The organism is Enteractinococcus fodinae (assembly GCF_031458395.1).
GTDB classification, from domain to species: domain Bacteria; phylum Actinomycetota; class Actinomycetes; order Actinomycetales; family Micrococcaceae; genus Yaniella; species Yaniella fodinae.
Map to the genome: position 1 here is coordinate 2,816,576 of NZ_JAVDYJ010000001.1, position 13,983 is coordinate 2,830,558.

The window sequence follows — 13,983 nt, forward strand, 5'->3', positions numbered from 1 at the left end:
TATCCCCTTCAGCTGGCTTCTCACCGCAAGTCGAAACCTCAGAATGTCAGGATGTCTTCATTCTCAAGGTGAGTGATCTCATTGCCGGTGAGCATCACTGCGCGATCCTCTGTGAAGCGCATGCGCGTAATCCCAGCGTGGGCCGGCCGGAACAAGAAGTCACGTTCCAAGCCGTACTCTTCGGAGATAAACGCGTTAATGACACCACCGTGGCATGCGATCGCGATGTTCTGATTCTGATGCCGCCGCACGATCTCCCAAATAGCGCCGTGAACGCGCCTGCGAAACTCAGCAGAGCCTTCACCGAGTGCAATCGAATCCCATTTGAGGGTTTCCATCATACGAGTCGTGGCTTCTTGAGCTTTTTCAGCGCCCACGGCCTGTTCGTAGCTTTGGTCTTCGGGGACGTCTCGGAAGACACCGATCTCTTTGAGCCGTGGGTCAACACAAACTTCGTGACCATGGGAGGCAGCAATGGCTTTACCGGTATCGTGGGCCCGGACAAGGTCCGATGAATACACCACGTCCAGCTCCGCGCCCTCGAGGGCGCGCCCCACCGCTTGGGCCTGTCGCCGACCCGTGTCAGACAAGTGCGCATCGTAACCCAAGGATTCGGGTGAATCGTGGCCACCTCGGACTTGTTGACCATGCCGGACCAGGTACACATTCGTGACCTGCATGGCTCGTGTTAGTAGTGCTCCCCCGAGGGCTTTTCCTAAGAAACTACTCATTATTTCGAAGCTCCACCATCGACGGTCAACAGGGCGCCTGTTGTATAACTGGCCATTGGAGAAGACAAGTACAGGACCGCTCCAACGATTTCTTCGGGCTCTCCACCACGTTTGGCAGCAAAGCTCTGGGCCCGTTGAGCAAATGCCTCTTGGTCCCAGTGCTGAGAGATATCCGTCAAGAAAGTGCCTGGCACCACGGCATTGACTCGCACGTCGGGCCCGTAGGTGTGCGCAAGCGCAACGGTCGTAGCGTTGAGGCCTGCCTTGGCCGCCGAGTATGGCACCGTGTCGGGTTTGGGATTCACCGAGGCGATCGAAGAGATATTGACGATCGCCCCGCCACCCGATTCAGCCATCTTTTCACCAAGCAGTGCCGACAAGCGGAACGGGCCTTTCAGGTTCAGCCCGACAACTTTGTCATAGAGTTCTTCGCTGATGTCAGTGACTTTGTCGTAGAGCGGGGACGAACCGGCGTTGTTGACGAGAACGTCAATCTTGCCGTGGTCTTCTAATACCCTGTGAGCAAACTCGGTGCACTGGTCCCAGTCCGCGGCGTGCAAGGCGTAGGCGTGCACCTTCCCGCCGGTTTCGGCGGTTATGGTCGAGGCTGCGGTCTGGCAGGACTCTAATTTCCGAGAGGCGATGATGACCTCGGCACCCAAGGAGGAGAAAGCACAGGCCATCTGAAAACCGAGGCCACGAGAGCCCCCGGTGATGACGACTTTCTTCCCGGTAAAATCGAAGGCCCATTTATTCATGATTCGATGATCTCCATTGCTTGGTCGAAGAGGAACAGTGTTCTGGCGTGCAGACGCTCGCCCACGGCCTCCGGGGCGAGACCGGCTGATGCTCGTGCTTGCGAGCCCTCGAGGATCGCTCCAAAACGGAAGCATGCCAGCACGTGGTAAAAGTCCACGTCACTGACGTCCCACTGGCTGACTTCTCCGTACGCTTCAATAACTTCAGACTTGCTGGGGGCTCCAGGAAGTTCATTCCCGTAGGAGGATGCCAATAGATGACCGAGATCCAAGAGCGGATCACCGAGGGTGGACAGCTCCCAGTCAACAAGCGCTGCGACCTCTGGGGTTTCGTGTTTGAACATCACGTTGCCGGCGTGGCAATCTCCGTGAATAATTCCTTCGTTCTGCGCGGTGGGCATGTGTTCTTCTAACCAAGCGGGAATGGTCTCGACACCGGGGTGGTCTATACCTGCCCAGGTCTCGTATTCACGATAGCTTTCGAGCTGCCGTACCCACCGGGCGGGCTGGCGTGCGAGCCATCCGTTTGGTTTGCCGAAGCCTTCCAGGCCAACCGCTTTATAGTCGACGTTGCCCAAGGCTGCCACTGCCCGTGCATGCGAGATGCCCATGGCATGCTGCCACTCGGTATCGGTTTGCACATGTTCCGGAAGTTCGCTGACACCATTGAAGCCTTCGACTGCACGCATGATGAAAAACGCGTTGCCGAGCACACTGAGGTCATCACAGGCCGCCATGAGTTCCGGGTGCGGTACCGGGCTGCCCTTCAGTGCTGCCAAGACGCGGGCTTCACGCAACATGATCGTGTCAGAGTGTTCCCGTTTGTGCACCGGGGTGCCACGGTATATCAGGCGTTCCCCGTTCCACGTGAATCCCAACAACACATTCTGCGTTCCGCCGGTGAGGAACTTCGGGTCCTGCAATTCGCCTGGGCCGAGTTGTGCCCGCAACCAGGTTTCGAGTGTGTCTAAATCAATGCCCGATTCTTCGGCGTGTTCTGCTGCGATCGAGGCGCTGATCGACAGATCGGTGCTTGGGTTTTGTTGTTTGCTGTGGCTCAAGAGATCGACTCCAACAGGCTCGCGAATTTTCTCTGGGCTGCTTCGGTGCGGGTTGGCACGTGTTCTGTCGGTACATCGGTTGGCTCGTAGTCGCGCAACACCCGGCGTGCAACGGTGACCTTATGGACTTCATCCGGGCCGTCGTAAATCCGCGCGGCGCGGGCGTCACGATACATCCGCTCCAACGGCAGATCCCCGGTAATACCGAGTGCGCCATGAACCTGAATCGCGCGATCAATCACGTTATAGAGCACTTGTGCACCCCAGAACTTGATCATCGCGATATCGGTCAACGCGTTCTTGGTACCACCCTGGTCCATCTTCCATGCTGCCTGCAGAGTGAGCAGTCGGGCTGCTTCCAGTTCTGCTTTCGAGGTGGCGATCATGTCTTGGATCATTTGTTTCTGCGACAACAACGAACCATGCACTTCGCGAGAGACGACTCGCTCGCACATCATGTCAAAGGCTCGCTGTCCCTGACCTAACCAGCGCATCGCATGGTGGATACGGCCTGGGCCCAGACGCTGCTGGGCGAGCATGAATCCGTCACCTTCGTTGCCGACCAGATTCGCCGCCGGGACCCGAACGTTTTCGTACAAAATCTCCGCGTGGCCTTTATCGCCGGCCGCGCCGGATTCGCCCATCACCGGAATGTTGCGGAGCACATTCACCCCCGGCGTGTCTGCATCCACAATGATCATTGAGGCACGTTTGCGTGGGTCGGCATCGGGATCGGTCACGACCATGACGATGAAGAAGTCAGCATATGCGCCATTTGAGGAGAACCACTTATGCCCGTTGATGACGTACTCGTCGCCTTCACGCACGGCACGGGTGGTCAGCATGGTCGGGTCAGCGCCGGCGCCGGGCTCAGTCATGGAGAAACAACTGCGCAATTCGCCGGCGAGCAACGGGTACATCCACTGCTCTTTTTGGTAATCGTTACCACCGATAGCCAGTAGTTCCGCATTGCCGGAGTCCGGGGCGTTATTGCCAAAGATCGGTGGGGCAAACACACTTTGGCCAAGAATTTCGTGCATCAGGCCAAGTTTCAACTGCCCAAAACCACCACCACCGAGCTCAGGTTCAAGGTGAGCAGCCCACAGCCCTTGTTCACGAACCTGATCCTTCAACTTATCAGTATGAACCTTGAAAGCCTCAGGACTCAGGTCAGCGACCTCCAGTGGAATGATTTCCTCGCGGACAAACTCCCGCATCCATTCCAACTTCTTCTCAAACTCTGGCTCAGTCGAAAAATTCCAACTCATACGTTATCTCCTTAGTAGAACTAGAAGTCGCTGCAGCATGCATCGCTTCTAGTGCGCGCTGGCCTATGTGGGCACAAGTGCACGTAAACCTCCGGCCCGAGGGGCCGGAGGGCTCTGTACTGGATTTTGTCGTTATTTAGACGACACCAGGGCGTTTTCCCGGATGGAATCCGGCTGGTCTGCCTCTGGCTTGACCTCGAGCAATACTTTGCCCAGCACGGCGCGCTCATCCAGGACGGCGAGCGCTTCACTGGCGCGGTCTAGCGGATAAATCGCATGGATATTCGGGTCGAGGCGACCTGCCGAAACATGCTCGTAGATCGCATCCCACTGCTCGCTAATAAATTCTGGTTTACCCTGCAGCGCGGCACCCCAGGCGACACCCACGACGGAGACGTTCTTCAGCAGGAGTCGGTTCACTTTTACGGTGGGGATTTCTCCTGCGGTAAATCCGAGGACGTGGAGCTGCCCGAAAGGCTTGAGTGAGCGGATCGAATCGGTGAACCGATCGCCACCTACCGGGTCGAAGACCAGGTCCACTCCATCGGGATAAATTTCTTTGACGGCATCTTTGAAACCGTCTGCTTTAACAACATGCTGGGCGCCGAGGCCTTTGACCATTTCGGCTTTGTCATCACTGGAGACCACAGCGACGACTTCTGCGCCCATGGCCAGCGCCAACTGGACGCCGGCTGAGCCGAGTCCGCCAGCAGCGCCGTGAATTAGTACAGTCTGACCAGGTTGCAGGTCCGCGCGCATGCGCAATGAGAAGTCTGCAGTCAACAGGTTCATGGGCATGCCGGCGCCGTAGGCAAACGGGGTGGAATCCGGCAGCTTCACGGTCTTGGAGTCTGGTGCAATGGCATATTCGCCGAAGGTTCCCTTGCCAGGGTTGGTCGCCACCCGGTCTCCTACGGAGAACTTCGAACCTTCTCCGACTTCAACTACAGTGCCTGCGGCTTCCGAGCCCAGGACGAACGGAAGTTCGTGGCGGACTTGATACATGCCACGCGTCTGGAGTACTTCCGGGAAGGTCACCCCTGCATAGGAAACTTCAATGAGAGCTTCGTTGGGACCTGGTTTGGGACGGTCGATTTCCCGCACTTCGAGCTTGTCTGGTCCGTCGAGCGAGGTGACGTGGATTGCCTTCATGCTTGTGTGATCTCCTTATGTGAGCGTAGGTGATGTAAAACACCATGATGGTGGCACCATATGAAGACTACGCATGTAATGCAGATCACGTCAACGCTTCGTATACATTGCGGGCACGAATTGCCCCGCAGTGGTCTACACCAGCTCTTAGAAGGTCATCTGGAGTGACTCAAGTTACATCTACGCCTAATGTAAGAAGCATGTCGACTTCTCTAAGTACTCAGATCCATTTATCGTCTCGTCCCGTCGGTTTCCCAACCCATGACAATTTCGATACCGTTCAGGTTGAATTACCGGCCCTCGCTGAGGGTGAGGTGCGCGTCCGAAACGAATTCGTCTCCGTGGACCCGTATATGCGCGGTCGGATGAGCTCGGCGAAGAGTTATGCGGCACCCTATGCGGTGGGTGAAGTTATGAACGGTGCAGCCGTGGGCTGTGTCGTGGAATCCCGTTCGTCGGAGTTGCCCGAAGGCACGCTTGTGCTGCACAGCATGGGGTGGCGTGATGTAGCGCAGGGGCCCGCAACGGCTTTTCAGCGCATAGAGCGCGCCTCTGAAGATACCCCTCTCTCCCTCTACCTTGGTCTGCTCGGCATGCCCGGGATCACCGCCTACATTGGGCTGACCCGCATCGCGGAGCTCAGTGAGGGTGAAAGCGTATTCGTCTCCGGTGCCGCCGGCGCAGTCGGCACGGCCGTGGGCCAGTTCGCCCGACTACTCGGGGCCAGCAAGGTATATGGCTCTGCAGGTGGGCCGGAAAAGTGCGAACTCGTCACGGAAAAATACGGCTTTGATGCAGCGATGGACTATAAGGCTGAGCCGATCCGAGAGCAAGCCAACCGGGTGATCGGTGATGATGGACTCGACGTGTACTTCGACAACGTGGGCGGGGACCACCTCGAAGCCGCACTTGATGTGCTGGCCCCCTTCGGAAGAGTCGCGGTTTGTGGTGCCATCGGCCAATACAACGCTACGGAACGACAACCCGGCCCCGATAATATGACCAATATTCTGCGACAGAAGCTCAAAGTCCAAGGTTTTATCCAATCCGATTATGCCGCTGAAGTCGGCGATGAATTCCGTCGCGTCGCCGGCCAATGGTTTGCCGATGGAAAGCTCGTCTACGACGAGACCGTGGTCGAAGGGATCGATAATAGCGTGGAAGCGTTCATGGGGTTGCTGCGCGGTGAGAACTCCGGCAAGATGGTCGTCAAAATCTAAGGGAAACCAAGCAATGACTGCCGGTGGCGACGAAACCATCGCCACCGGCGGTGCCATTTACAGTTTGAACGTCTCGCCAACCATCTCCTCGGAGAGTGACCAGAGCTCTTGGGCTGATTCCGGATCCGTGGCATAACGCATCACACCCGGACGTTCTCTCGGATCGTCGGTAACCGGGCTGACAGCGCAATCCTCAGCGTATTTCCCGCCAACATCGTCTGCATCTGCTGCGAACCCAGCCCATATCGTTGTGGCCGCTCCTTGACCGACGGTTTTGCGCTGCATCTTCCGGGCTCCGGACCGCTTACTGGTTTCCGGTGTCAGGTGACGCATCAACTCAGTCTCAATGACCCCTGGATGCACCGAAGTCGCCCGAATACTGCGGTCTTGTAAGCGGCGATCAAGTTCCAGGGCGAACAGGGCGTTAGCGGTCTTGGACCGACCGTAAGCCTTCCACTCCTCATACGGGGTGTGCTCGAAATTCGGGTCGTCGAGGTTGACGTCACTGTGTCGATGGGCCGCGGAAGACAGAATGACCACACGCCCATCTGCTGCCAGTTGCGGTACGAGGCGATTGACTAACACGAAGTGCCCTAGATGGTTGGTGCCGAATTGCAGCTCAAAACCATCTTCGGTGGTGGCCTGCGGGCACGCCATGATGCCCGCATTTGCGATGAGCACATCAATTTCCTCACCGGTGGCCTGGAAAGCATCGGTGAACTCGCGAACAGAGGCCAGCGATGCAAGATCCGCTTCGAATAGTTCGACCCCTTGCGCTCCGGCCTCCTCAAGGTTCGCTCGTGCTTTCTCTACGTCCCGTACCACGCCGGTGACCTGCGCGCCCCGGACGCTCAGGCTGCGAGCGGTCTCGACGCCAAGACCTGCGGATGTGCCGGTGATAAGCACCCGCGTTCCTCGCAAATCGGCGTCGCCGAGGATGTCGTCGGTGGTGGATTGGGCATCAAATGTCGGCATGAAATAGTTCCTTCTCGGTCGTACTTGGTTGTCTCTCATCACCCGCTGAGCCGTCGACTTTTGCTGCGCGTGGGGCACCGAGAGCGCGGGCATGATACTCGGCTGAGCCCAACAGAGCGTCGATGGTAAGGATGCGTTTGTGCAGGTGGCCGATCGGCAGTTCATCGGTCATCCCGACCCCACCGTGAATTTGAATAGCGGCTTCACCGACGCTGCGCCCGAGGCGTCCCACTTGAGTTTTCAGCACGGCGATATCGTGGGCGCTGGGCTGTCCTGCTTCGGCTACCGCCGTGGTGTGTAATAACGTGGCGCGACTTTTTGCATAGGCCAGTTTCATGTCAGCCATGCGGTGAGCAATCACTTGGAAGGCCCCGATGGGCGACCCAAACTGCTGTCGGGTGTGCGCATATTCCACCGTCTGTTCCAGGAGTGCGCCCATCGCTCCGACCGTCTCGGCGGCTAACACGATGATTGCTCGGTTCAACGCCTCGCGCACCCGGGCTTCCGCCTCGGAAGCGATGAGCTTAGCTGATGTGGCCTCAAAGCGAAGGTGAGCAGCTGGTCGACCGTCAATGGTAGTGAATTTCGTCGCTGCAGGTGCGGTGCCATCGACAATAAATAACGCTAGCTCACCATCGAGGCGGGCGGTCACGAGCACGATGTCAGCTGCTGCCCCATGCAAGACCATCCGCTTCTCACCGGTGAGCGTGTACCCCTCACCGGTTCGTTCGGCTTCCATAGTGATCAGTGCGGGATCTGGTGTTCCACGGCCTTCTTCATGAGCGAGCGCGCCGATTGCTTCACCGGCTGCAATCTGTTCTAGCAGCGAGCGCGCCTCGGGCAGGTCAGGAAACGCGGCCAACACCCCGCCGGCCAAGACCGTCGAAGGTATCCAGGGTTCTGCGACCAGATGCGCGCCAAATATTTCGGCCACGGCGACGAGATCAACGATCGAGCCGTCGAGCCCTCCGACCTCCTCGGAAAACGGAATAGCAGTCAAGCCAAGTTCAGTCAGTTGTTCCCACACTGCTGGGGACCAGCCGTCTTTTGAGGCGACGATGTCCTGGCGCTGCGCCAACGTATAGTTCCGGCGCAGTGCACTGACCAGACTACTGCGGAGCTGTTCTTGTTCCTCGGTATACGTAAAATCCACGGTGGGCCTCCGGTCAGGGTCGCTGTGTGCGGGCGATGAGGTCACGTTGCACTTCGTTTGTGCCCGCGTAAATGGTGGTCGCCCGGCTGTTGAGGTAGTAGGGCATGGCAATCAGGGAAAGATCATCACCAAGTGGTTCGGTATCCGAGCCGACGCTCAATGCATCTCGTTGGTCGGGTAGGGCATCCAAACCAACCACGTCGGTCATCAGGGTTGAGATGCGCTGGGTAAGCTCAGTGCTCAAAATTTTATTCAGTGAAGGATAAGCGCGATCTTTGACCATTGGATGTCCACTGATCGCAAGCTTTTCGAAATGCTCCAGCGAGCTGACCTCAGCTTCCAGTTCTCCCAGGTCGCGCTGGAAGGCCGCGTCATCCGCGAGGAAGCCGCCAAACGCGGAGGGTGTCTGGGCAGCGGCTTCCCGGACCACATCGAGTCTGTGGCGCAGCATGGGGCTTTGCGCTCCACCGCCGCGCTCGTGTTTGAGGAGTTGTTTGGATACTGCCCAGCCATCATTTTCGGCACCCACCCTGCCGGATTGTGGCACTCGAACGTCGGTGAAGAATACCTCGCACTGCTCGGGAGCACCGTCGAGTCCGATAATCGGCCGAACCTCCATGCCCGGGTAATCCATGCGGTCCAAAAGTAGGAACGTGATCCCGGCCTGTTTCGGTCCCTCATTGCTGGTGCGCACCAGCATGAACATCCGGTTGGCGTGGTGGGCGTAGGTGGTCCAGATTTTACTGCCGTTGAGGATGTAGTCATCACCGTCAGCCACAGCTGAACAACTCAGCGAGGCGAGATCGGAGCCGGCTGCAGGTTCAGAATAGCCTTGGGTCCAGTAGTCTTCGCCAGACAGGATGCCTGGTAGGTAGCGATCCTTCTGCTCGGGGCTGCCGAGTTCCATCAGCAGTGGGCCCACCATTTTCAGACCATTGGGTAACAGTGGCGGCAGTCCGCGCTTTTGGTATTCCGTGGCGAAGATATAGCGTTGCTCCACTGACCAGCCCGGTCCGCCGTATTCCTCCGGCCAGTCCGGGGCCGACCACCCGCGGGTGTGAAGTATGCGGTGCCAGGCCATAACTTGCTCGAAGGGAGCGAAGACACTGGTCGTTTTCCGCCCTGCTTCGAGGATCTCTGGGGTGGGCGCCGTATCCAAGAATTCGACTACCTCGGAACGAAACTCTTCCAGGCCGCTATCCGGCGTGATATCCATAAGTATTCAGCCTTTCATGCTTACTAATATGACGAGGCACTCCTGTACAGCCAAATCGAAATCGGGGCCGGTATCTCTCCCTGCAGTCACCGCAGAGTCCCCTACGTACAGAATCTGGAGTCACCTGATGGTCACTTTCCAGCTTGATGGGCCGAATCCGAGATCCGCCCACGCCGCACCTGGATATGATGCGACGATTCACGCTGAAACGTGTCGCTCGCCACACTGCATCCTATATCACTCCAAGCGAGCTACGGGAGCCTTGAGATGTCAGTGCGTCGCGATCGAACTTTCAGTGCTCGATGCCCGTCAGTCGAAGCGGCCCAGGTCAGATCAACTGTGATGTAGGATACACCTGAATCAGTCTTCATGGGCAACCCTACGTACGCGACACAACTTAGCCTCTCGGCGCATGACGCTTCATGGATGCTTAGAAGGAATAAAAAGCACCACCCAAGAGCACCCCGCCCATCTCACCCAAGAACTTCGACACAACACGAGACTCACGGAAACGGTGATCCCTGCATGAACGACCTAACAGCAAACAAGCGTCTACCAGCCGAAGAGCTCCCCATTGGTGAACTACTCCACCTGGGCTCCCATACGGTAACCGAGGAGGAAATCATCGGCTTCGCACAGCAATGGGATCCACAGTATTTTCACGTAGACCTTGAAGCAGCCGCTAACAGTGAATTTGGCGGCATCATCGCAAGCGGCATTCACACGGCCGCAATCTTTCAGCGACTATGTGTTGAAAACTTCTTTAACCGCTATGACATCATCGCCGGACGAGAGGTCTCTCAGCTGCGGTTTGAACGTCCGGTTTTTGCAGGAACGGAGCTGCGCGGAAGAGTCACGATCAAATCGGTCACGCCTACCGGCCCGGGTCGAGCTATTTTCTCCTCGACCGGAGTCCTCGTGGACAACGCTGACCGACCGGTACTTTCCTTAGTTCTTGACGCTCTCATCCGCTCTCGGGAGTAATACGGATAGCTCGGACAAGCGAGTTCAATCTGGATCCACGCCCCTTCTCGGCGAGAATCATCGCACCAAATTTCCAAAAAAGCATCGCTTTTATGGAGACATTTCATTAGTATATCGTGAGGTAGCTCACACTAAACACGGAAGGCTCTCACATGCTCATTCCCACCGTCCCAGACCGCCAACCATTTCATTCCCGTCGAATGCACTGGATGAATATGCTCGATCTCCATGCAACTGACCGGCCAGATGAAATTGCGGTCACGACCGAAGCGGAAAATATTTCTTGGTCGGAACTCCATCGACGAGTCCAGGCAATGGCCGCTGATCTCCAACAGAACCGCGGAGTACAGTCCGGCGACCGCGTCCTGATTCTTGCCCTAAACAGCGCCGAGTATCTTGCTGCGATGGTGGCGATTAATACGCTTGGTGCGGTCAGCGTTCCGGTCAACGTCCGCTCCGTCCCACGGGAATTGGACTACTTCATCTCCGATTCTGGTGCCAAGGCCATTTACGTGGACGCGATGGGTGCGCAGACACTTGCTGGCGCCGAACACAAAGATCAAGTTCAAGCAATCTCTTTTGTTGATGACCTGCCAGAGATTATCGCGGCCGAAGGACGCCCGGAATGGTTGGACGTTGATGAACATGCGATCGCCATGATCATGTACACCTCTGGCACGACCTCGGCGCCGAAAGGGGTCATGCTCAGCTACATGAATCTGTTGAGCCAGACGATCCCGCTGTTCCGCACGGCACCGGCCCCCGGAGAACTACCAGAAGCAAACCTCATCGTTGTACCAATGTTTCACATTGCCGGCGTTGGCTTCCTAACTCCAGCATTCTTCGCGGCCACTCGCCTAGTCATCGCGCCACCCAAAGTGCTCACAAATATCTCAGCGCTGGCCGACATGCTCGAAAGAGAACAGATCACCACAATGTTCCTGGTGCCCACGATCTGGCAAGCGCTGTGCTCGTTGCCGGGGATTAAGGATCGCGATATTCCCCTTCAGACCATCTCGTGGGGCGCCTCCCCAGCCTCGAAAGAGACACTGCAGCTCATGGCGGACACCTTCCCCAATGCCACCATTTCGGCCGCCTTTGGTCAGACGGAAATGTCACCCGTCACGGCCCAGCTTCAGGGACCGGATTCACTGCGCAAGATGGGCTCGATTGGCAAAACGATCGGCCCGGTTGCCGCCCGCATCGTTGATGCGCAGGGTAACGATGTACCACAGGGTGAAATGGGGGAGATCGTGTATCGCGGTCCCGGTCTGATGGCCGGGTATTGGAACAAAGAAGAAGCGACCGAAGAATCCACGCACGATGGCTGGTTCCACTCAGGCGATATGGTTCGCCAAGATGAGGAAGGCTATATGTATGTCGTGGATCGTACGAAAGATCTCATTATCTCCGGTGGGGAGAACATCTCTTCCATCGAGGTTGAACATGCTGTAGCCGGGCACCCCAAGGTGGCTGATGCCTCGGTGGTTGGCGCACCGCACGAGAAGTGGGTTGAGACCCCGGTGGCCATCGTGGTCCCGGCAGATCCCTCCGACCCGCCAACCCTGGAAGAGATCCAAGACTACCTCTCGGATAAATTAGCTTCCTTCAAGAAGCCCACCCGGCTGGAAGTCGTCGACGAGCTCCCACGAAATGCTTCGGGCAAGCTCCTGAAACATAAAATGCGGGCCCAGTACGCGGCTGAATATTCGACAACTAAATAGTTTCCAAAGCTAAAGAGGGGGTAGTGCGAGTTTTCGCACTACCCCCTCTTTGCGTTTCAGTCGTTACAAGGTCAGTCCCTTAGACCCTGGTGGTCTCGCCTGCATTGTCCAGATGCGTTTTAATTTCGCGTTTGAGCAGCTTACCGGCGGCATTTCGCGGCAGCTCGTCTTCCAGGATCTCCCAGCGGGTTGGTATCTTGAAGCGCGCGATACGATCAGCGAGGAAGGTCCTGAGTTCTTCGTCGGTCAGAGACGAACCAACCTTCGTTTGAACGACGGCTCCGACTTCTTCACCTAGAACCTCGTGCTCGACACCGATCACCGCGCAATCGGTAACGTTCGGGTGTTGGTGGATCGCAGCTTCCACTTCGGCCGAGTAGACATTTTCTCCCCCACGGATAATCATGTCTTTGGCACGATCGACGATGTATACGAAGCCTTCATCATCCAGTCGCGCCAGATCCCCGGAGTAGAACCAGCCGTCGACGAAAACCTCATCGGTAGCGTCGGGACGGTTCCAGTAGCCTTTGACGACGTTGGCGCCTTTGATGCGCAGTTCTCCAACTTCGCCAATTGGAAGAGGTTCTCTGCTCGCCGGATCGACTACTTCGACCTCACAAATCGCCACCGGCGGGCCCACACTATCTGGGTGGATAACATAGTCGATCCCGCGGTTGCTTGTGGTCATCGAGGAGGTTTCGGTGAGTCCGTAACCGTTCCCGGGAGCGGCCGCTGGCAGCAGTTGGGTCGTTCGTTCGACCAGCACTGGGGCGGCGGATGCGCCTCCGGAAGCCATAACCGTCAGACTACTGAGGTCACGATCTTCAAAATCAGGATGGTTGTACATCTGCGTGAGCATAGTGGGCACACCCGTGAAGTGGGTGACCCGCTCGCGCTCCATAAGTTCCAGTGCTGTGCCTGGCTCCCACTTGTACATGAGGACCAACGTGCCGCCACGTTCGAAGGCCCCCATCAAGACCGTGTGACAACCGGTGGCGTGGAATAACGGCACCGCCATCAAGGAGACCATGGGGGCTGGCGTTGCCGCCTGAACTTCGGCCAGTGTGTGGCCCAATCGGAGCATTCCCCTGACGCCGGAATAGACCTGGCTGACCACGTTGCCGCAGATGTTTCGGTGTGTCCCGAGGGCTCCCTTTGGGGTGCCGGTGGTGCCCGAGGTGTAGAAAAGCGTCGCGTCGTCCTCGGGATCAAGGTCCACTGCAGGCAGCTCTTCGGCTGAGGCCACGGTGGAGATATCACGAGTATTTTCGGGAAGCGGCTTTGTGGGGCGCGCCACCATGGCTGGTATCTCCAGCTCAGGCAGAACGGAACCCAACAGGTCCAACCGTTCTTGATCGGCGATGACGACCTTTGCCCCGGAATCGCGGAGGCCGAATTCGAGTTCTCTCGCCGTCCACCAGGCATTCAGCGGCACAACGATCGCACCTGTACACGAGGCTGCGAAGAAGGCGATGACCCATTCCGGATAGTTGCGCATCGCGATAGCCACCCGGTCGCCCTTGGCGATACCGTAGGTTTCCATGAGCTCTTTGGCTAGCCCGGCGACTCTGGTGAAGTGCTCCCGGTACGTGAGTCGCTCATCGTCATAGACGAGAAAGTCCTGGTCACCAAAGGCTCGAGAGTTTTCAACCATGGCGCGGACGCTGGGTGGAGCGTTTTTCCACGCCCGGACCGGTACGCCATCTCTGTCGATCTCGAGGGTCTCAAAAGGGGCCCCCTC

At 57.4% G+C, this 13,983-nt stretch carries 12 protein-coding genes; 3 read left to right on the forward strand and 9 right to left on the reverse strand.

Translation table 11 applies throughout. The features are described from left to right. Positions 1–38: 38 nt before the first annotated feature. The 5 genes from J2S62_RS13160 to J2S62_RS13180 form a co-directional block, all read right to left on the reverse strand. Complete coding sequence (locus tag J2S62_RS13160; RefSeq protein ID WP_310175503.1) at positions 39–731, reverse strand: histidine phosphatase family protein; 693 nt, start codon at positions 729–731, stop codon at positions 39–41. After that, positions 731–1,489: an SDR family NAD(P)-dependent oxidoreductase gene (locus tag J2S62_RS13165; RefSeq protein ID WP_310175505.1), complete on the reverse strand. Its 759-nt coding sequence runs from the start codon at positions 1,487–1,489 to the stop codon at positions 731–733. The genes J2S62_RS13160 and J2S62_RS13165 overlap by 1 nt, the downstream gene beginning before the upstream one ends. Then, complete coding sequence (locus J2S62_RS13170) at positions 1,486–2,550, reverse strand: phosphotransferase family protein (protein WP_310175507.1); 1,065 nt, start codon at positions 2,548–2,550, stop codon at positions 1,486–1,488. Before J2S62_RS13170 ends, J2S62_RS13165 begins: the two co-directional genes overlap by 4 nt. Further along, positions 2,547–3,818 (reverse strand): acyl-CoA dehydrogenase family protein, encoded by a 1,272-nt coding sequence (locus J2S62_RS13175; protein WP_310175509.1) that lies wholly within the window; start codon positions 3,816–3,818, stop codon positions 2,547–2,549. Before J2S62_RS13175 ends, J2S62_RS13170 begins: the two co-directional genes overlap by 4 nt. 132 nt (positions 3,819–3,950) lie before the next feature. Next, positions 3,951–4,970, reverse strand: a complete 1,020-nt coding sequence (locus J2S62_RS13180; protein WP_310175511.1) for an NADPH:quinone oxidoreductase family protein — start codon at positions 4,968–4,970, stop codon at positions 3,951–3,953. A gap of 200 nt (positions 4,971–5,170) precedes the next feature. On the opposite strand from J2S62_RS13180, the gene J2S62_RS13185 reads away from it, so the two are divergent. Further along, complete coding sequence (locus J2S62_RS13185; RefSeq protein WP_310175514.1) at positions 5,171–6,190, forward strand: NADP-dependent oxidoreductase; 1,020 nt, start codon at positions 5,171–5,173, stop codon at positions 6,188–6,190. Between the two features lie 57 nt (positions 6,191–6,247). Here the strand turns inward: J2S62_RS13185 and J2S62_RS13190 are convergent, their stop codons facing one another. The 3 genes from J2S62_RS13190 to J2S62_RS13200 are packed head-to-tail and all read right to left on the reverse strand — an operon-like array spanning position 6,248 to position 9,534. Next, positions 6,248–7,165, reverse strand: a complete 918-nt coding sequence (locus J2S62_RS13190) for an SDR family NAD(P)-dependent oxidoreductase (RefSeq protein WP_310175516.1) — start codon at positions 7,163–7,165, stop codon at positions 6,248–6,250. Beyond that, positions 7,152–8,318 (reverse strand): acyl-CoA dehydrogenase family protein, encoded by a 1,167-nt coding sequence (locus tag J2S62_RS13195; protein ID WP_310175517.1) that lies wholly within the window; start codon positions 8,316–8,318, stop codon positions 7,152–7,154. The genes J2S62_RS13190 and J2S62_RS13195 overlap by 14 nt, the downstream gene beginning before the upstream one ends. A gap of 13 nt (positions 8,319–8,331) precedes the next feature. Continuing rightward, entirely contained in the window at positions 8,332–9,534 is a 1,203-nt protein-coding gene (locus tag J2S62_RS13200) for an acyl-CoA dehydrogenase family protein (RefSeq protein WP_310175518.1), read from the reverse strand. Positions 9,535–10,059: 525 nt separating this feature from the next. On the opposite strand from J2S62_RS13200, the gene J2S62_RS13205 reads away from it, so the two are divergent. Further along, entirely contained in the window at positions 10,060–10,518 is a 459-nt protein-coding gene (locus tag J2S62_RS13205) for a MaoC/PaaZ C-terminal domain-containing protein (RefSeq protein WP_310175520.1), read from the forward strand. 152 nt (positions 10,519–10,670) lie between these two features. After that, positions 10,671–12,242 carry an AMP-binding protein gene (locus tag J2S62_RS13210; protein ID WP_310175522.1) on the forward strand — a complete coding sequence of 524 codons (1,572 nt, stop codon included), beginning with the start codon at positions 10,671–10,673 and terminating at the stop codon, positions 12,240–12,242. Between the two features lie 79 nt (positions 12,243–12,321). On the opposite strand, the gene J2S62_RS13215 is transcribed toward J2S62_RS13210, so the two are convergent. After that, complete coding sequence (locus tag J2S62_RS13215; RefSeq protein ID WP_310175524.1) at positions 12,322–13,896, reverse strand: class I adenylate-forming enzyme family protein; 1,575 nt, start codon at positions 13,894–13,896, stop codon at positions 12,322–12,324. Positions 13,897–13,983 lie beyond the last annotated feature (87 nt).